Here is a 17987-nt window from a genome sequence, read left to right on the forward strand (position 1 = left end):
TGTTGGGAGCAACCGCCATGAACCCCACCTACGACTTCACCGGGCAGGTCGCCTTCGTCACCGGCGCCGGCTCGGGCATGGGCCTGGCCGCCGCCCGCGCGTTCGCTGCCTCCGGAGCCGCCGTCGCCCTCGCCGACGCCGACGAGGCGGCGGTGACCGAAGCGGCGGAGCACCTCACCGACGCGGGCCACCAGGCCCTCGCCCTGGTCTGCGACGTCACCGACGAGGACCAGGTCGCCGCCGCCGTCGACCGCACCGTGGAGACCTTCGGCCGCCTCGACATGGCGTACAACAACGCCGGTATCCAGATTCCGCCGACCGACGCCGCCGACGAACCCCTCGGCCAGTTCGAGAAGGTCCACGCCGTCAACCTGCGCGGCATCTGGGCGAGCATGAAGCACGAACTGCGCCACATGCGCGCCCAGGGCAGCGGCGCCATCGTCAACTGTTCCTCCCTGGGTGGCCTCGTCGGCATCCCCGGGCGCGCCTCCTACCACTCCACCAAGCACGGCGTGATCGGCCTGACCACCAGCGCCGCCCTCGAATACGCGCCCCGCGGTATCCGCATCAACGCCATCTGCCCCGGCACCATCGACACCCCCATGGTCCGCGACATGATCGCCAAGGGGGAGCTCGACCGCGCCGGAGCCGAAGCCGCCCAGCCCATCAACCGCCTCGGCACCGCCGACGAGATGGCCCAGGCCGTCCTGTGGCTGTGCAGCCCCGGCGCCGGCTTCGTCGTCGGCGTGGCCCTCCCCGTCGACGGCGGCTACACCGCCCAATAGCCACCTGCCCGCACACGACCCGCACACGGAAAGAAGGAGTGAAGAGGATGCCCGAGCAGACCGCCCCCAAGGAGCTGAAGGCGATCGCGCCCAAGCTCGTCGAGATCACCGACAACGTCCTTTTCGGCGACATCTGGGAGCGCCCCGGCCTCTCACCCCGCGATCGCAGCCTCGTGACCGTCAGCGTCCTGGCCGCCCTCTACCGCACCGAGCAACTGCCCTACCACCTGGCCAAGGCCCTGGAGAACGGCCTCAGCGCCGAAGAACTCTCCGAGGCCATCACCCACCTGGCCTTCTACGCCGGCTGGCCGAACGCCATGACCGCCATCAACCAGCTCAAGAAGATCGCCGACGAACACGGCGCCTGACACCCGCACCCGCACAACCGAGGAATGGCCCCATGGAACACCTCACCGACACCCCCACCGTCAAGACCCCCGCCGACCGCTTCACCGGCGACGTCTACCTCAACCTCATCGAATCGCCCACCGCCCCCGCCCACCTTGCCGTCGGCCACGTGCGCTTCACCCCCGGTGCCCGCACCAACTGGCACTCCCACGCGAACGGCCAGACCCTCTACATCACCGACGGCGTGGGTCTGGTCGGCACCCGCGACGGCAACGTCGTACGGGTCAGCGCCGGGCAGACCGTCAAGTGTCCACCCGGCGAGGAACACTGGCACGGCGCCACCGGCACCACCTTCATGGCCCACGTCGCCATCGTCGTCGGCGACAGCGGCGGCGACGGCACCACCTGGCTGGAGCCGGTCACCGACCAGCAGTACGCCGGGGCCCTGACAAGCTGAAGGCACCTCAGCGGCTCCTTCCCCTCGCGGAACGCGGAGGGACCGACACCGCCTGACACCGACGGGGCGCGGCAGTACGTGCGTACCGCCGCGCCCCGCACCGCCGCGGCCCGCCGCCGCCCAGGGCGTTCGGTGCGGACCGCCCCGCTGACCGTACGAGGACGGTGGCGACGCGGGAGAGCGGTGGCGACGTGGAGGGCTGCGGGCAGTTGCCGGCGGCTTTGTCAGAGGTGGTGGTTACGCTCCAGGAATGAGCGACAACACGATGTGGGACGCCCTGGCGGCGACACCTCTGCCGGAAGTGCGACGCCGCGCCGCCATCATGGACGAACTCGCCGAGGTCGAACCGGTGACGGTGCCCGGCGCACACCGTCTGGCCTGGAACGACGGCGGCGGCCAGTCCGCGGTCTGGTACTTCACCCAGGACGGCCACGCCCTGCTGCTGACGTTCGACCACGAATCCGAACTGAACCTGTACGCCGAGGGCGACTTCGCCCTCCAGGAGTCCTTCTACGCGGGCGTCCCCGAATCCCTCGTCACCCTGGTCCGCGACCGCCCCGAGAACTACGAATCACTCAACCTCACGGACCCCGGGACGGGCCGGACGATCCACTACGCGGGCGGCGTCTTCTGGTACGACGGCACACGCTGGCACGTGGCCGACGGCCTGGCGGAATACTGCCGCCGCAAGGACACCGACCTCTTCGGCGAGTCCGGCTTCGACTACTGCCTGGACGCCTACCACTTCGGCCAGGACTTCACCCCGGAGACCGTTGTGGCAGCTCAGGCCGAGGACGGTTGGTACGAGGACGAGAAGGAGAAGGAAGCGGCCCTGGCAGGCGTCCGCGAAGTCTTCGCCCGGCACGGCTAGCCTCCGGGCAGCCACCACGTTTCCGCACGGAACCGATGCCCGGGGCGGCCACGTCCTTCAACAGGTCCTGAAGGCGGCTCCTGGGGGCGGAGCCGCCTTCGCAGTCCGTCTCCACGGTCCGGCCCTCTGCTGCGCGCCCGGCAGAGGAAGCCGGTGGGGGCGGCGACGTCGGCAGAGGATGCCCGACGTCACCGGTCCCCGGGCTCAGGAGTAGTAGATGACCATGCTGCCGGGGCCGTCGGCCTCGCAGTGGTCGATGGTGACGTGGTGCCCCACCGCCCTGTCCAGTTCCTGCTGGGTCTGGTCGGTGTGGCAGTCCGTCTGGTAGTTGCCCGGCGTTTCCATGGTCTGGAGATCCGCGGCCTGCGCGGCTCCCGCGGTGATGCCGGACAGGGCCAGGAGGCCGGCGGCGATGACTGCGGTGCGCTGGAACTTGCGCATGTCTTCTCTCCTCTTGCTGCATGTGCTTGTGCGTTGCGTGCACGCTCGGCGGCGTGTGGATCCACGCTCCGGGAGTCCGTCTCGTTCCCGGACGGCAGCCAGCTTCGAAGATCAAGATGGTGTTCCGCTAACGGACGGCTAATGCGCTGGGCCAGTGTCACTGGCTCCAGGCCGATCACGCCGCTGACCTGCACCGATGCCACCACCGAGGGATCACCCTCGCATCGCTTCCGGGTCGTGGCACTGGAAGGCAACTCCTAGGAGCCGAACGCGTGGTACCGGCCGGACTGCGGCCCGCCCGCGGTACGCCGTCGCGCGCTGTGCGGCGCCTGGGGCAGCTCCTGCCCGGGGTTCCGGGCAGGATCGTCACCCGGACCGGCACCGGGACTCCGGCCCCGGCACGCCCCGGAACCGCTGAAGCGGCATCGACGCGGTCATCAACTCGCGCGCCTCCGTCCCCGGCACCCGGCACCCGGCACCCGGCACCCGGCACCCGGGGGAACTCGACCACCCCGCCTACGTCTTCACCGGGCGGATCACCGGCCGCTCCTCCTCCGTCACCTCACCTCCTCATGTCCGCCCCTCCCGCTCCTGGGCCTGCCGGAGGGCGTCGGACGGTGCGGCCCAGTCGGCGCGGACCACGGGGAAGCCCGCCTGTGCGCAGGCGTCGCAGACGAGGGGGTCGTCGTCGACGAGGTGGCGGACCTCCCGGCCGCGGGCGAGGCGGCGCAGCAGGTCGAGTTTGGCGTGGCGGGCCGGGCGGCGGTCTCCGGCGGGGCGCATCCGGAGGGTGCCCTCGGGCAGGCCGTGGGCGGTGAGCCAGTCGAGGGTGGGACGGCGGTACTTCTCGGGGCGGCCGGTGAGGTAGGCGATCTCGCACTCCCGGGCATCGGCCAGGGCCAGGGCGACGCCCTCGGCGAGCGGCGGATCGTCGGGCGCGGCGGCGAAGAACGCGGCCCAGTCGCGCGGCTGCCCGGTGAGGAAGTGCTGGCGGTGCCCGGTGTCGGCGAGGGTGCCGTCCAGGTCGAAGACCGCCAGGGGGCGTTGCGTCATCTGCGTACTGTCCTTTCGGCTTCCTACGGGCGCGTCTCCTTCACGGGCGCCTCCGGCGGTCGGTCCGGCGCCGCGATGGCGCCGTCAGGCGTCCGATGCCGTCAGGCGTCCGATGCGGTGGACCGGACGCCGCGTCCGGCTCCGGACGCGGCGGCACCGCCGTCAGGCACCTTCGGTATCCGGCAGGCACCTTCGGCGCCGCCTCCGCTCATGCCTCCGCGGACACGGCGGTGCCTTCCCGGCCGTCCGGCTCCGCCGCCGGGGTGGCCTCGATCCGCCCGGACTTCAGGGCCTGCGCGAAGGAGACGTGATCGTACGCGACGTCGACGCAGGTGGCGGTGGACATCCGGAGGCTGACGTCGGGCTCCGGGGCCGGGCCCTCGCCGTAGACCGGGCGGTCGCCGCCGAGCGTGACGTGGAAGGTGCCCTCGTCGAGGACGATGTCGAGCACGCCGGGGCCGGGAGTGTCCGGAGCGTCGGCGAAGTGGGCGGCGAGGCGGGTGAGGAGCGGGACGGCGAACCAGTGGGCGCGCACCGCGTCCGTCGGGCGCGGGTCGCCCAGGGCCGGGGCGCCCCAGTCGGCGAGGGCGGTGAGGACCGGCAGCAACTCCCGGCCGCGCCCGGTGAGTTCGTAGACGAACGCGGCGCCCGGCGGAGGGAGGCGGCGGCGGGTGACCAGACCCTCGCGCTCCATGTCCTTGAGGCGGGAGGCGAGCATGTCGGTGGAGACGCCCGGGAGGTCGGTGTGCAGGTCGGTGTAGCGGCGGGCTCCGCCCAGCAGTTCGCGGACGATGAGGAGCGTCCAGCGGTCGCCGACGGCATCGAGGGCGCGGGCGACGGCGCAGTACTGGTCATAACTTCGGCGCGGCATGACTCCAGCATAGACATATGGTTGGACTTTCCAAGTGCGGGCTTGGTAAAACCAAGTACGGTGAGGAAACCGGGAATCCGCCGCGCCGCGCGGCGGGACGAGGAGCGGTCGGCGACGACGCGCGGGCGGCAGGCCGCCCGCCGCGCGAGGCCCGGCCACCACGCCCGGTGAACGACGAAGGGGAGGCCGCCGTATGCAGTTCAAGCAGTCCAGCAAGATGGCCGAGGTCTGCTACGAGATCCGGGGCCCGGTGATCGAGCACGCCGACGCGCTGGAGGAGGCCGGACACAGCGTGCTGCGGCTGAACACCGGAAATCCCGCGCTGTTCGGTTTCGAGGCGCCCGAGGAGATCCTCCAGGACGTGATCCGCAACCTCTCCCGGGCGCACGGCTACACCGAGTCACGCGGCATCCTCGCCGCCCGGCGCGCGGTGGCCCAGCACTACCAGGGCCGGGGTCTGCCCGAGGTCGGCGTCGACGACGTCTACCTGGGCAACGGCGTCTCCGAGCTGGTCTCCATGGCCGTCCAGGCGCTGCTCGACGACGGCGACGAAGTCCTCATCCCGGCCCCCGACTTCCCACTGTGGACGGCGGTGACCAACCTCGCCGGCGGCAAGGCGGTGCACTACCTCTGCGACGAGTCGGCGGACTGGCTGCCGGATCTCGACGACCTCGCCTCCAAGATCACCGACCGCACCCGCGCACTGGTGATCATCAACCCCAACAACCCCACCGGCGCCGTCTACCCCCGCGAACTGCTGGAGGGCATGCTCGACCTCGCCCGCCGCCATCAGCTACTGGTCTTCGCCGACGAGATCTACGACCGGATCCTCTACGACGGCGAGATCCACCACCACGCCGCGGCGCTCGCCCCCGACCTGGTCTGTCTGACCTTCAGCGGGCTGTCCAAGGCGTACCGCGTCGCCGGTTTCCGCTCCGGCTGGCTGGTGGTCTCCGGGCCGCGGCAGCACGCCGCCGACTACCTGGAGGGCCTGGGCACCCTCGCCGCCATGCGGCTGTGCCCCAACGCGCCCGCGCAGTACGCCGTCCAGGCCGCGCTGGGCGGCCGCCAGAGCATCGAGGAGCTGGTCCTGCCCGGCGGCCGCCTCCGGGAGCAACGGGACGTGGCGTGGGAGCGGCTGAACGAGATCCCCGGCGTCTCCTGCGTCAAACCCCGGGGCGCGCTCTACGCCTTCCCCCGGCTCGACCCGAAGGTCCACGCGATCCACGACGACGAGAAGTTCGTCCTGGATCTGCTGCTGCGGGAGAAGATCCAGGTCGTTCAGGGCACCGGCTTCAACTGGCCGCGACCGGACCACTTCCGCATCCTCACCCTCCCGCACGCCGACGACCTGGACGCCGCGATCCGCCGCATCGGCCGCTTCCTCGCCGGATACCGCCAATGACCGGCCATACGGACGGGGCGGCCCCGGGGCGGGCGGTACCCGGCCCGCCCCGGGTCACCACCCCGCCCCTCACCCGGACGGCCGTGCCACCAGGTGGCGGCCCGCTCCCCCGGTGCGCCGCACCGCCCCGGGGCAGCCGGGCGGTGCCCGCCTTTCCCGGGGCCCGAAGCCCCCTTGAGCACACGCGCCACAGCGGCTTAGGTGGAGGGCGGCAGCCCAGCCGCACCGGAGGAATGAGGGAAGCGATGCCCGTACGTTCCGTGGTCGCCGAAGCCGAACTCGAAGCTCATCTGCGCGGCATCTGCTTCAAGACCGGCCCGCCCCGCCGGATCGGCGTCGAGACGGAGTGGCTGGTCCACGATGCCCGCACCCCTCGATGTCCGGTCGCACCGTCCCGGCTGCACGCCGTCGCCGACGCGCTGCGGGAGCTCCCCCTCACCTCCCTCCTCACCTTCGAACCGGGCGGTCAACTGGAGCTCAGCTCCCCGCCCGCGACCTCCCTGATGTCCTGCGTGGAGACGGTCGCCGCCGACCTCGCGCGGGTCCGGCCCGTCATCCGCGCCCACGGTCTGGGCCTCGCCGGTCACGGCCACAACCCCTGGCACGCCCCCAGCCGGATCCTCACCGAGCCCCGGTACGACACGATGGAGGCGTACTTCGACCGCTGGGGCCCGGCCGGGCGCTCCATGATGTGCGCCACCGCATCGGTGCAGGTCTGCGTCGACGCCGGCCACGAGGAGCCCGGGCCGCTGGGTCTGGGCCGCCGCTGGCTGATGGCGCATCTGCTCGGCGCCGTCCTGTCCGCCGCGTTCGCCAACTCCCCCACCAGCGAGGGGTGCCCCACCGGCTACCGCACCACCCGGCAGCTCGTGTGGTCCCAGCTCGACCCGGCACGCACCCTCGCCCCGCCGCAGGACGACGATCCGCGCGCCGCCTGGGCCCGTTACGTCCTCGACGCCCCGGTGATGTGCATCCGCGGGCCGGACGGGCCCTGGGACGCCCCCGAGGGCCTCACCTTCCGCGACTGGGTCCACGGCGGGACGCCCCGGCCACCGACCCTGGAGGATCTCGACTACCACGTCACCACGCTGTTCCCGCCGGTGCGCCCGCGCGGCCATCTGGAGCTGCGGATGATCGACGCGCAGGCCGGTGAGCACGGCTGGGTGGTCCCGCTGGCCGTCACCGCCGCGCTGTTCGACGATCCCGAGGCCGCCGAGCGGGCCTACCGCGCGGTCAAGCCCCTCGCGGAGACCGCCGGCAGCCGTCCCGCGCCCCGTAATCCGCTGTGGCGCCGGGCGGCGCGCGCCGCGCTGACCGATCCGGAGCTGCACGCCGCCGCGCTGACCTGCTTCGACGCCGCACGCGAGGCGCTGCCCCGGCTGGGCGCCACCCCCGAGGTCAAAGGCGCCGTCGACGCGTTCACCGCGCGCTACGTCGCCCGGGGCCGCTGCCCCGCCGATGATCACCTGGACGCCCTGGACACCATGGCCGCCACGGGGTCACCCGAGGCCGGCCCCCTCTCCGGGAAGGACAGCCCGTGACCCACGATCCCGAGGCGCTGCGGTCCCGCGCCGCCACCGCGCTGCTCACCGCCCGCGACCGCACCCACCTGCTGACCGGCTGCGTCGAGGAGCCCGATCTGCTCGCCCAGCACTCCCCGCTCATGTCGCCGCTGGTGTGGGACCTCGCGCACATCGGCAATCAGGAGGAGCAGTGGCTGCTGCGCACCGTCGGCGGCCGTGACGCGCTCCGCCCGGAGCTGGACACCGTCTACGACGCGTTCGCGCACCCCCGCGCCAGCCGCCCGTCGCTGCCGCTGCTGGGCCCCGCCGAGGCGCACGGCTATGTCGCCGAGGTCCGCGGCCGGGTCCTGGACGTGCTGGAGGGCTCCGCGCTGCGCGGCGGTCCGCTGCTCGACGCCGCCTTCGCGTTCGGCATGATCGCCCAGCACGAGCAGCAGCACGACGAGACGATGCTCATCACCCATCAGCTACGCCGCGGCCCGGCCGTCCTCACCGCGCCCGAGCCCCCGGGCGCCACCGGCGGCCCGCTGCCCGCCGAGGTCCTGGTCCCCGGCGGCCCGTTCACCATGGGCACCTCCACCGAGCCGTGGGCGCTGGACAACGAACGGCCCGCGCACCCCCGCGTCGTGGCGCCGTTCCACCTCGACACCGCGCCCGTCAGCAACGCCGCCTACCTGCGCTTCATCGAGGACGGCGGGTACGACGAGCCGCGCTGGTGGGCCGCCGAGGGCTGGGCGCAGGTCCGCGAACACGGCCTGCGCGCCCCGCTGTTCTGGCGGCGCGACGGCGAGAGCTGGCTGCGCCGCCGCTTCGGCACCGTCGAGGAGGTGCCGCCGGACGAGCCGGTGCTGCACATAAGCTGGTACGAGGCGGACGCCTACGCGCGCTGGGCGGGGCGGCGGCTGCCCACCGAGGCCGAGTGGGAGAAGGCCGCCCGGCACGATCCGGCGTCCGGCCGCTCCCGCCGCTACCCGTGGGGCGACGCGGACCCGGAGCCCGGCCACGCCAACCTCGGCCAGCGCCATCTGCGGCCCGCCCCGGTCGGCAGCTACCCCGAGGGCCGTTCGCCGCTGGGCGTCGGGCAGTTGATCGGCGATGTGTGGGAGTGGACCGCCGATGACTTCCTGCCGTACCCGGGGTTCGCCGCGTTCCCCTACCGGGAGTACTCGGAGGTGTTCTTCGGCGGGGCGTACAAGGTGCTGCGGGGCGGTTCGTTCGCCGTCGATCCGGTGGCCTGCCGGGGCACGTTCCGCAACTGGGACCTGCCGGTGCGGCGGCAGATCTTCGCCGGGTTCCGCACCGCCCGCGACGCCGCCCCAGGGGAAGCGTGAGGCGCCCCGGCCCGCCGCGGGGAGGGCGGTGAGCGATGTGCCGTCATCTCGCCTACGTGGGCCCGCCCGTGCCCGTCCGGCAGATCGTCCTGGATCCGCCGCACGGCCTGTACCACCAGTCGTGGGCGCCGCGTCACCAGCGCCACGGCACGGTCAACGCCGACGGTTTCGGCGTCGGCTGGTACGCGCCGGGCGATCCCGAACCGGCCCGCTACCGCCGCGCCGGCCCGATCTGGGCCGACGAGTGCCTGCCCGGCATCGCGCGGGTGGTCCGCACCGGCGCGCTGCTGGCCGCGGTGCGGGACGCCACCGAGTCGGGCGCCGACGCCGAGGCGGCGGCCGCGCCGTACACCGGTGACGGGCACCTCTTCAGCCACAACGGCGCGGTACGCGGCTGGCCGGATTCGCTGGCGCCGCTCACCGCGTCGCTGCCGCCGGCCGATCTGCTGCGGCTGGCGGCCCGCTGCGACGCCGCGTTCTGCTGGGCCCTCATCCGCCACCGGCTCGCCTCGGGCGACGACATGGGGCAGGCGCTGGCGCACACCGTCACGGCGGTGGCCGAGGCGGCGCCCGGCTCCCGGCTGACGTTCCTGCTGACCGACGGCGTCACCATCGCCGCCACCACCTGGGGCGACACCCTCTTCCATCTGGCGGTCCCGGGCGGCGGCACGGTCGTCGCCTCCGAGCCGTTCGACGACTCCCCCCACTGGACCGAGGTGCCCGACGGCACCCTGCTGCGGGCCACCCGCGGCGGCGTCCACCTCACCCCGCTCGAGGAGCACACACCGTGAGCCCCTTCTCCCTCACCACCGCCCTGCCCGCCGACGCCACCGCGGCGGCGCTGCGCGCCGATGTCCGGCGCGGGCTGACCCGCAGCCCCAAGGAGCTGCCGCCGAAGTGGTTCTACGACGCCCGCGGCAGCGAGCTGTTCGACGAGATCACCCGGCTGCCGGTCTACTATCCGACCCGCGCCGAACGGGAGATCCTGCTGGCCCGGTCCGGCGCGATCGCCGCGGCGACGGGCGCCCGCACCCTGATCGAGCTGGGCTCCGGCTCGTCGGACAAGACCCGCCACCTCATCGGCGCGCTGGAGACGCTGGAGACCTACGTCCCGGTCGACGTCAGCGCGTCCGCTCTGGAGGCGGCCGGCCGTTCACTGCTCGCCGAGCACCCCGGGCTGACGGTGCACGCGCTGGTCGCCGACTTCCAGCACGGGCTGACGCTGCCGGACACACCGGGCCCGCGGCTGCTGGCGTTCCTCGGCGGCACCCTCGGCAATCTGCTGCCCGCCGAACGCGCCGTGTTCCTGCGCGACATGCACACCCTGCTCGCCCCGGGCGACGCGCTGCTGCTCGGCACGGACCTGGTCAAGGACGAGGCGACGCTGGTCGCGGCGTACGACGATCCGCAGGGCGTCACCGCCGCGTTCAACAAGAACGTCCTGCACGTCATCAACCGCGAGCTGAACGCCGATTTCGACCCGGACGACTTCACCCACCTCGCCCGGTGGAACGCCGAGGACGCCTGGATCGAGATGCGGCTGCGCGCCCGCCGGGCGCTGACGGTGAAGATCCCGGAGCTGGGCCTGGCGGTGCCGTTCACCGCGGGTGAGGAACTGCGCACCGAGGTCTCCGCGAAGTTCCGCGAGGCGGGCGTACGCGGTGAACTGGCCGCTGCCGGAATGGAGTTGACGCACTGGTGGACGGATGCGGCCGGGCGTTTCGCCCTGTCGCTCTCGGTACGCCGCTGACCGGATCCGCCCCCTCCCCCGCCTTGTGAAGCCCGCCGCACGGGTGCCGTGCGGCGGGCCCGTGTGGTTCGATACCTCGATCACCTGTACGCACCGGTAGGTCCGGGCGTACCACGGACCAGGGCAGGGTGTCGGCATGGGGCTGGATCGGCGGGGTTTCCTCAAGGGCGCGGCCGCGTTGGCGGGCGCGGGAATGCTGGCGGGCGCGGGAGCGGGTGCCGCGGTGGCCGCGCCGGACCGCCGCACGGCGACGGTCTCCGCGCAGAACTGGCTGGCGGCGGTCGGCGACGCCACGCCCGTGCAGCGGCTGTCGATCCCGGGCACCCACGACTCGGGCGCCCGGCACGGCGGCCCCTGGACGGAGTGCCAGAACACCTCGATCGGTGAGCAGTTGGCGAGCGGCATCCGCTTCCTCGACATCCGCTGCCGCGCCATCGACGACGTCTTCGCCATCCATCACGGCGCGTTCTACCAGGAGTTGATGTTCGGCGATGTGCTCAACGCCTGCCGGGACTTCCTGGCGGCGCAGCCGTCGGAGACGGTGCTGATGCGGGTGCAGCAGGAGTACTCCGAGGTACCGGCGGAGGAGTTCCGCCGGATCTTCGACATCTACCTCGACGGCAAGGGCTACCGCTCCCTGTTCCGGCTGGACGGCGGCCTGCCGGCGCTGGGCGAGGCGCGCGGCCGGGTCGTACTGCTGGCCGACGCCGACGACATGCCGGGCGTGCGCTACGGCGCGTCGGAGCTGTTCGACATCCAGGACGACTACATGACGGAGCCGATCGGCAAGTTCCCGAAGATCGAGGCGCAGTTCCGCAAGGCCGTCGCGGAGCCGGGGAAGCTGTTCGTCAACTATGTCTCCACCGCGGCGCTGCTGCCGCCCCGCTCCAACGCGGACCGCCTCAACCCGCAGGTCAAGAGCCTGCTGGAGGGTGAGGGCGCCGGTTGGCAGGGGCTCGGCATCGTCCCGATGGACTTCCCCAACGAGACCGGTCTGGCCGAGACCTTGATCCGGCACAACGTCGGGGACGCGCTGGTGTGAGCGGCGCCGCAGGGCCCCGGCGCGGGGCCGTGCCGCCCGTTCGGGCGGAGCGGTCCGCGCCGGGGCCCCGTTGAGCGCGCCGGTTCCGGGCCCGCCGGTCAGGAACCGCCGCGCGGCTCGACGGCCTTGAGGACGGACGGCAGCGGATACCAGTCGGCGGTGGCGAAGCTGGCGTGCGCGCCGGCGAGTTGGCGGACGCGGGCCAGCGCCTCGCTCTCGCCGGGCTTCGTCCCGTCGATCTCCGGGGCCACCTTGTGGGCGTCCGTCATGATCAGCAGGTAGTGGCGGGTGTCGTACCAGGCGGTGTCGATCCCGTCGGCGAGGTACGTCGAGGCGTCACCGTCGAACATCACGAACCACGGGCGCAGCGACGCGTCCCCGTACCGGCTCCGGGGGTCGCCGCCGGCCGCGCCGTGCACCGCGGGGAAGGCCGTGGCCTGCGACAACGTGCCCTTGGCTGCGAGGTCCTTGAGGTGGCCGGCGTACTCGACGTCCGTCCAGAGCTTGTCGAGGGGGTTCTTCTCCTCGACGGTGCCGGGGATCAGCTCGAAGAGGAACTTCCCCTTGAGGGCGTCGCGTCCGGGCCAGCCGCCGGCGCGCACCGCCTCGTCCAGGGTGGCGTGCCCGGCGGTCAGGTCGCCGGGGCCGTAGACCGCGTCGCCCAGCTTCTGCCGGACCAGTGTGTCGAAGGCGGCGGGACCGCGGCCACCCTTGTCGTTGAAGCCGTCCTTCATCTCGACCTTGATGAGCACCGGCCGGTGGCCGGGGTGCGCGTCGTGCCAGGCGCGCATGTCGGCGAGGCAGCCGGCGAAGTCCTGGTCGCGTTCCTTGGTGCGGAGTTCGGCCGGGGTGGTGGCACCCTCGCAGTTGCTGTTGTCGCCGAGCGGGTTGTTGTGCGAGACGCGCCAGGAGCGGCCGAAGCCGTTGGTCCACACATCGACCTCGATGAGGGAGGCGCCGGAGTCCAACGCGTCGGCGAAGTAGGGGTACTTGTCCTTCTCGTAGGCGTTGTGGACGCCGACGGAGGTACTGGTGGCGTATGTCGCCGGGGCCGTCTGCGCGCCCGCGGTGGCCGCCACCGTGATCAGTCCGGCCGCCGCCACGGCCACCGCTCCCGCGGCCCACACCTTTTTCATCCGTCCCGCTCTTCCGCTCGCTCCGCGACCGCGCACCGCGCCGCCGTCCACCGGTCGCTCACCCGGTCGAACGGTCAGCAGCGTACGGGAGTTGACGCCCGGTGAGGGCGGGCGGCGGCAGGTCGGGCACGTTCGGGCGGCGGTCGTGGCAGGCTGCACGGGCCGTGGCCACCGGGGCCCGGCCGACCAGGGGAGGAACAGTGTCCGAACGGGCCACGCGGGGCGGTTCACCGGCCGCCGCGGTCGTGCTGACCGGGATCGTCGCGCTGTACATGGCGCTCGTCGCGTTCGGCAACATCACCGATTTCGCCACCAACCAGGAGTTCGTCCGCCATGTCCTGGCGATGGACACGACGTTCCGGGACGAGGACCTGATGTGGCGGGCGGTGACCTCCCGCACGGTGCAGGACGGCGCGTATGTGGCGATCATCGTCTGGGAAACGGTGGCCGCGGCGCTGCTGGCGATCGGCGCGGGGTGGTGGGCGCTGCGGCTGCGGCGGGGCTCCCCCGGGCGGGCGCGGACGGCGGCGGTGGCCGGGCTGCTGATGGTGCTGGTGCTGTTCGGCGCCGGGTTCCTCGCGGTGGGCGGCGAGTGGTTCGCGATGTGGCAGTCGAAGCAGTGGAACGGGCTGGACGCGGCGACCCGGAACGTCACCGTCGCGGGTCTGGCCCTGCTGGTGGTGCAGGCGACCGGACGCCGGGGGACGGACACCGCTCCCTCGGCCCGGGACGCGGAACCGCGGGCGGCCCGGGATCTTCCCGTGGGCCGGGCGGACGGCTGACGGGCCGGGCCGCCCTCACCGTCCGGCGGCTGCCCCGGGACAGCCGCCGGACGTCACGACCCCGTACGCGAGGACGCCCGGCCGGCCGCAGCCCCGGCACGGAGCCGGCCCCTCACGAGCCGCGGCCCCGGCACGTGAACCCCTGGCACAACCCCTAATCCGCGGCCGCCGGACGGACACCCGCGCAGGTCACCGCGGCGTGCTGCGGCTATAGGGGTACCCGGCCCGCGCCCGCCACTGCATGATTGTGCAGTGGTTTTCCCCGCCGTTCCGAGGCGGGACGAGGAAGGGTCGGCAGGGCATGGCGGACGGAGCCGAGGCGGGTACGGTGCGCAGCGGAACACCGGACAGAGGCTGTACCAAAGCCGCGGAGATCGCGGCGGAGGGCGTGGCGTTCCCCCCGCCGGGCACCCCCGGCAAGGGCCCGCACAACTCCTGGCGCAACCACTTTTTGACCCTGCTCGACCGGCTCCCCACCCCGATCGCGGTGTGCCGGGCGGACGGCGGGGTGCTGATCGCGAACCCGGCGATGGCCGGCGAGTGGGGCGTCGCCCCCGGCCGGCTCTGCGGCCGCAACCTCCTGGACCTCTTCCGGCCCCGGGACACGGCGCAACTGGACCGGCTGACGGAGGCGCTGCGGCTGGGCCGCCGCTCGCGCTACCCGGTGGCGGTGGGCTGGCGGGGGACGGACGGGGTGGCGCGCCAGGGTGAGCTGTCCCTCGACCCGGTGGGCGATCCGTCGGCCCGCCCCCCGGCGCTGCTGGCGCTGCTGAAGGTGCGCGAGCCGGCGGCACCGCCGCCCGCGCCGCGCGGCCGGGTCAGCCCGGTCGAGGGCCGGATCCTGGCGCTGGCCGCGGGCGGGGCCACGACCGCGGCGATCGGCTCCGCGCTGGGGCTGACCGTCGACGGCGTCAACTACCACCTCTCCCGGCTGGCGCGCCGCTGGCGGGTCCAGGGCCGGACCGCGCTGGTGGCCCGCGCCTATGTGCTGGGCGTCCTGGAGCCGGGGAGCTGGCCGCCGCGCGCCGTCTGACCGCGCGCCGTACGGACACCCGGTCCCGGCCGCCCGTACGGACAGACGTACGGATAACCTCGAGGTGTGGAGGACAAGCAGCAGCCCGTGTTCGAGCGCGGTACGGACGGCCCGAAGGTCATCGTCGTCGGCATCGACGGCTCCGGCTCGTCGTGGCGCGCCGCCGCCTACGCCGCCGGGCTGGCCCGCCGCCAGGGCGCGAAGCTGGCGCTGGTGTACATCCAGCCGATGCTGGCCGCCGGGGCGGCGATGGGCGCGCCGGTCGTCGACACCACCCATGAGGTGGCCGAGGAGCTGATGGCGGAGATCCGCCGCTCCGTGGAGCGGCTCCAGGGCATCTACCACATGCGCTGGGAGTTCCACACGCTGCGCGGCGACCCGTACGCCGGGATGGTGCAGATGGCCGACGAGCTGCGGGCGGACGCCGTGGTCGTGGGCGCCTCGGAGTCGGCCGGGCACCGCATCATGGGGTCGGTCGCGGTCCGGCTGGTGAAGACCGGGCGCTGGCCGGTGACGGTCGTCCCGTAGGGGGGACGGCTCCGGGCGGGTCAATCCCGCTGGTGGGCCGGGCGGAGCTGGGGCACGGTGAGAGGGCACGGGCGGAGCGCCGCCCCGGCCAGGGAGACCACCGTGACGAACCACACCTACCGTGTGACGGAGATCGTCGGCACGTCCCACGAGAGCGTCGACGCCGCGATCCGCAACGGCGTACGGCGCGCCTCGCAGACCCTGCGCAACCTCGACTGGTTCGAGGTCTCCCAGGTGCGCGGGAACCTCTCCGACGGCGAGATCGAGCACTACCAGGTCTGTCTCAAGGTCGGATTCCGCTTGGAGGAGACGGACTGACTCCGTCCCGGCATGCCCCGGTGATCTCCTCGCCCGGCCGGCGTGAACAGCCCGGGGAGGCACCTTCCCCGCCGGCCACCGAGGGTCCATCATGAGCCGCCGTCAGGCCACGACGGAGGGTACGGAGGTCACCAATGGGGCTGCGCCCAGGACACGGTGTACTGCGCCGCAAACCGATCGAGCACATCGAGGAGGCGGAGGGCGGCTCGGCCCAGCAACTGACACGGGTGCTGGGTCTGTGGCAGCTCACCGCGATCGGCGTCGGCGGCATCATCGGCGCCGGCATCTTCACGCTGGCCGGTACGGTCGCCAACGGCAAGGCCGGGCCCGCCGTGCTGATCTCCTTCCTGATCGCGGGCATCGCCAGCGCCGCGGCGGCGTTCTCGTACGCGGAGTTCGCCGGACTGATCCCGAAGGCCGGATCGGCGTACACCTACGGCTACGCGGTCCTCGGTGAGCTGGCGGGCTGGTTCATCGGCTGGGATCTGTTGCTGGAGTACACCGCGATCGTGGCGGTGGTCGCCATCGGCATCTCCGGCTACTTCAGCTTCCTGGTGGGCGAGATGGGGGCGACGCTGCCGGCCTGGATGCTGGGCGCGCCCGGCACCGGTCCGGGCCACCGGGTGGACCTCTTCGCCGCGGTCCTCTGCCTGCTGATCGCCTATCTGCTGACGCTGGGCATCAAGAACGCGGCCCGTTTCGAGATGATCGTGGTGGGGCTGAAGGTCCTGGTGGTGGTCGGTGTCATCGCCGTCGGCTTCTTCCACATCAGGACGGCGAACTACCACCCGTTCTTCCCGTTCGGCGTGAGCGGCGCGTTCACCGGCGCCGCCACCGTCTTCTTCGCCGTCTTCGGCTACGACGCGATGAGCACGGCGGCCGAGGAGTCGAAGGACGCGCAGCGCCACATGCCGAAGGCGATCATCTACTCGCTGGTCATCTCGATGGTGCTGTACGTCCTGGCGTGCCTGGTGCTGACGGGCATGCAGAACTACAAGGACATCGATCCGGAGAGCGGCTTCTCGTCGGCGTTCAAGTCGGTAGGGCTGAGCAGCATCGCGGACGTCATCGCGGTCGGTGCGATCATCGGCATCCTCACCGTGATGTTCACCTTCATGCTGGGCGTGACCCGCGTGTGGTTCTCGATGAGCCGGGACGGGCTGCTGCCGAAGTGGTTCGCGAAGACACATCCGACGCGGCACGTACCGACCCGGGTGACCTGGATCGTCGGGGTGGCGTCGGCGGCCATCGCCGGTTTCCTGCCGATCGGCGAGGCCGCGGAGCTGACCAACATCGGCATCCTGCTGGCGTTCGTGGTGGTCTGCGTCGCGGTGATCGTGCTGCGGTACAAGCGCCCTGATCTGCCGCGGACGTTCCGCACACCGGGGATGCCGGTGGTGCCGGCACTCGGGGTGCTCTTCTCGCTCTGGCTGATCACGTTCCTGGAGTGGCAGACCTGGGTGCGGTTCGTGGTGTGGTTCCTGATCGGCCTGATCGTCTACTTCGGCTACTCCTACCGGCGCTCGGAGGTCGGAAAGGCGGCCCGGCGGGCCGCCGGTCCGGGCGGCGGAACGGGCTGACGGCGCACGGCCGGACGGCGGGCCCCGGGGGGCTTCCCGGGGCCCGCCGTCTTCCGTGCGTGGCGGGTCAGAAGACGAACGGGCCCGGGTCCTGGGCGCTCGTGGCCTTGCAGGTGGCGGTGATGCCGAAGACCACGACCTTCAGGGAGGTGGCTTCGAGCTTGTCGCCGGAGGCGACGGTGCCGGTGAGCGGGCCGGTGCTGACGGCGCTGCCGGAGGGGATCTTCGGGTTGGAGCTGCCGCTGAAGGTGGCGGTGTCCGACCCGTTCTTGGTGAGGGTGAGGGTGGAATTGACGGAGTTCTCGGCCACATCCATGGGCGCGGTGACGGCCGAGGTGGAGACGCTGATGGTGGCGGCGGTGCCGTCCTGGGTGGCGGTGAGGGTGGCGGTGCCCTTGCCGTAGCTGCCGCAGTCGAAGCCGATGGTGGCGGTGTCGGGGTCCACCGCACCGGCGGCCGGGGCCATGGCGAGGGTGCCGGCGAGTGCCGCGCCGACGGCGAGTGCGCTGCCGATGCCGAGCTTGCCGTGTCTCATGTGGGGTCCGCCTTCGCGTGGGGGGGGGGGGACGAAAGGCCGGGGCGCCCGGTGGGGTGCGGCGGGCGTCCGCGCGGGGCCGCGGGCGCGGTCCCGTGCCGGCACACGGATCTGACGTGTGTTCAGCAACCTGAATGCGGAGCCCATTCAGACACGGCCCCGCGCAGAGGACAAGGCCACGCCGCCGACTTTTTTGAC

At 72.7% G+C, this 17987-nt stretch carries 20 protein-coding genes; 15 read left to right on the forward strand and 5 right to left on the reverse strand.

Going from position 1 to position 17987, the window contains the following annotated elements; all coding sequences use genetic code 11:
* The first annotated feature begins 17 nt into the window (after positions 1-17).
* From ACGH2B_RS01705 to ACGH2B_RS01720, 4 genes are all read left to right on the forward strand, one after another.
* A complete protein-coding gene (locus ACGH2B_RS01705) occupies positions 18-785 on the forward strand; it encodes a glucose 1-dehydrogenase (RefSeq protein ID WP_399082890.1) in 768 nt (255 codons plus the stop codon).
* Between the two features lie 47 nt (positions 786-832).
* Positions 833-1153: a carboxymuconolactone decarboxylase family protein gene (locus tag ACGH2B_RS01710; protein ID WP_399082893.1), complete on the forward strand. Its 321-nt coding sequence runs from the start codon at positions 833-835 to the stop codon at positions 1151-1153.
* Positions 1154-1185: 32 nt separating this feature from the next.
* Positions 1186-1590 (forward strand): cupin domain-containing protein, encoded by a 405-nt coding sequence (locus ACGH2B_RS01715; RefSeq protein WP_399082896.1) that lies wholly within the window; start codon positions 1186-1188, stop codon positions 1588-1590.
* Between the two features lie 250 nt (positions 1591-1840).
* On the forward strand, positions 1841-2461 hold the full coding sequence (locus ACGH2B_RS01720; protein WP_399082899.1) for a hypothetical protein: 621 nt from the start codon (positions 1841-1843) through the stop codon (positions 2459-2461).
* Positions 2462-2665: 204 nt separating this feature from the next.
* Here the strand turns inward: ACGH2B_RS01720 and ACGH2B_RS01725 are convergent, their stop codons facing one another.
* From ACGH2B_RS01725 to ACGH2B_RS01735, 3 genes are all read right to left on the reverse strand, one after another.
* Positions 2666-2902 (reverse strand): hypothetical protein, encoded by a 237-nt coding sequence (locus tag ACGH2B_RS01725; RefSeq protein ID WP_399082901.1) that lies wholly within the window; start codon positions 2900-2902, stop codon positions 2666-2668.
* Positions 2903-3472: 570 nt separating this feature from the next.
* Entirely contained in the window at positions 3473-3955 is a 483-nt protein-coding gene (locus tag ACGH2B_RS01730; protein WP_399082904.1) for a hypothetical protein, read from the reverse strand.
* Positions 3956-4163: 208 nt separating this feature from the next.
* Complete coding sequence (locus tag ACGH2B_RS01735) at positions 4164-4826, reverse strand: winged helix-turn-helix transcriptional regulator (protein ID WP_399082907.1); 663 nt, start codon at positions 4824-4826, stop codon at positions 4164-4166.
* Between the two features lie 193 nt (positions 4827-5019).
* Here ACGH2B_RS01735 and ACGH2B_RS01740 point away from each other — a divergent pair, with 193 nt between their 5' ends.
* The 6 genes from ACGH2B_RS01740 (at position 5020) to ACGH2B_RS01765 (ending at position 11877) form a co-directional block, all read left to right on the forward strand.
* The gene (locus ACGH2B_RS01740) at positions 5020-6231 is read left to right on the forward strand and encodes a pyridoxal phosphate-dependent aminotransferase (RefSeq protein ID WP_399082910.1); all 1212 of its coding nucleotides are present in this window, start codon (positions 5020-5022) and stop codon (positions 6229-6231) included.
* 245 nt (positions 6232-6476) lie between these two features.
* Positions 6477-7772: an ergothioneine biosynthesis glutamate--cysteine ligase EgtA gene (gene egtA / locus ACGH2B_RS01745; protein WP_399082913.1), complete on the forward strand. Its 1296-nt coding sequence runs from the start codon at positions 6477-6479 to the stop codon at positions 7770-7772.
* Positions 7769-9085: an ergothioneine biosynthesis protein EgtB gene (egtB, locus tag ACGH2B_RS01750; RefSeq protein ID WP_399082916.1), complete on the forward strand. Its 1317-nt coding sequence runs from the start codon at positions 7769-7771 to the stop codon at positions 9083-9085. Before egtA ends, egtB begins: the two co-directional genes overlap by 4 nt.
* Before the next feature lie 35 nt (positions 9086-9120).
* Positions 9121-9876: an ergothioneine biosynthesis protein EgtC gene (egtC, locus tag ACGH2B_RS01755; RefSeq protein WP_399082919.1), complete on the forward strand. Its 756-nt coding sequence runs from the start codon at positions 9121-9123 to the stop codon at positions 9874-9876.
* Positions 9873-10835, forward strand: coding sequence for an L-histidine N(alpha)-methyltransferase (gene egtD / locus ACGH2B_RS01760; protein WP_399082922.1), 963 nt, complete (start codon positions 9873-9875; stop codon positions 10833-10835). Before egtC ends, egtD begins: the two co-directional genes overlap by 4 nt.
* Before the next feature lie 136 nt (positions 10836-10971).
* A complete protein-coding gene (locus ACGH2B_RS01765; RefSeq protein WP_399082925.1) occupies positions 10972-11877 on the forward strand; it encodes a phosphatidylinositol-specific phospholipase C in 906 nt (301 codons plus the stop codon).
* 98 nt (positions 11878-11975) lie between these two features.
* On the opposite strand, the gene ACGH2B_RS01770 is transcribed toward ACGH2B_RS01765, so the two are convergent.
* Positions 11976-13013, reverse strand: a complete 1038-nt coding sequence (locus tag ACGH2B_RS01770) for a phosphatidylinositol-specific phospholipase C domain-containing protein (protein WP_399082928.1) — start codon at positions 13011-13013, stop codon at positions 11976-11978.
* A gap of 200 nt (positions 13014-13213) precedes the next feature.
* On the opposite strand from ACGH2B_RS01770, the gene ACGH2B_RS01775 reads away from it, so the two are divergent.
* The 5 genes from ACGH2B_RS01775 to ACGH2B_RS01795 all read left to right on the forward strand — a co-directional run bounded on the left by ACGH2B_RS01775 (position 13214) and on the right by ACGH2B_RS01795 (position 17254).
* On the forward strand, positions 13214-13795 hold the full coding sequence (locus tag ACGH2B_RS01775) for a DUF2165 domain-containing protein (protein ID WP_399082931.1): 582 nt from the start codon (positions 13214-13216) through the stop codon (positions 13793-13795).
* A gap of 301 nt (positions 13796-14096) precedes the next feature.
* Entirely contained in the window at positions 14097-14828 is a 732-nt protein-coding gene (locus tag ACGH2B_RS01780) for a PAS domain-containing protein (RefSeq protein WP_399082934.1), read from the forward strand.
* 66 nt (positions 14829-14894) lie between these two features.
* Positions 14895-15356, forward strand: a complete 462-nt coding sequence (locus tag ACGH2B_RS01785) for a universal stress protein (RefSeq protein WP_399082937.1) — start codon at positions 14895-14897, stop codon at positions 15354-15356.
* Positions 15357-15458: 102 nt separating this feature from the next.
* Entirely contained in the window at positions 15459-15674 is a 216-nt protein-coding gene (locus ACGH2B_RS01790; protein WP_399082940.1) for a dodecin, read from the forward strand.
* Between the two features lie 134 nt (positions 15675-15808).
* Positions 15809-17254 (forward strand): amino acid permease, encoded by a 1446-nt coding sequence (locus ACGH2B_RS01795; protein ID WP_399082943.1) that lies wholly within the window; start codon positions 15809-15811, stop codon positions 17252-17254.
* A 67-nt stretch (positions 17255-17321) separates the two neighbouring features.
* Here ACGH2B_RS01795 and ACGH2B_RS01800 read toward each other — a convergent pair whose 3' ends face one another.
* Positions 17322-17789, reverse strand: coding sequence for a hypothetical protein (locus ACGH2B_RS01800; protein WP_399082946.1), 468 nt, complete (start codon positions 17787-17789; stop codon positions 17322-17324).
* Positions 17790-17987: the final 198 nt, after the last annotated feature.

It is taken from the genome of Streptomyces sp. BBFR2 (assembly GCF_044497305.1).
Lineage (GTDB): Bacteria > Actinomycetota > Actinomycetes > Streptomycetales > Streptomycetaceae > Streptomyces.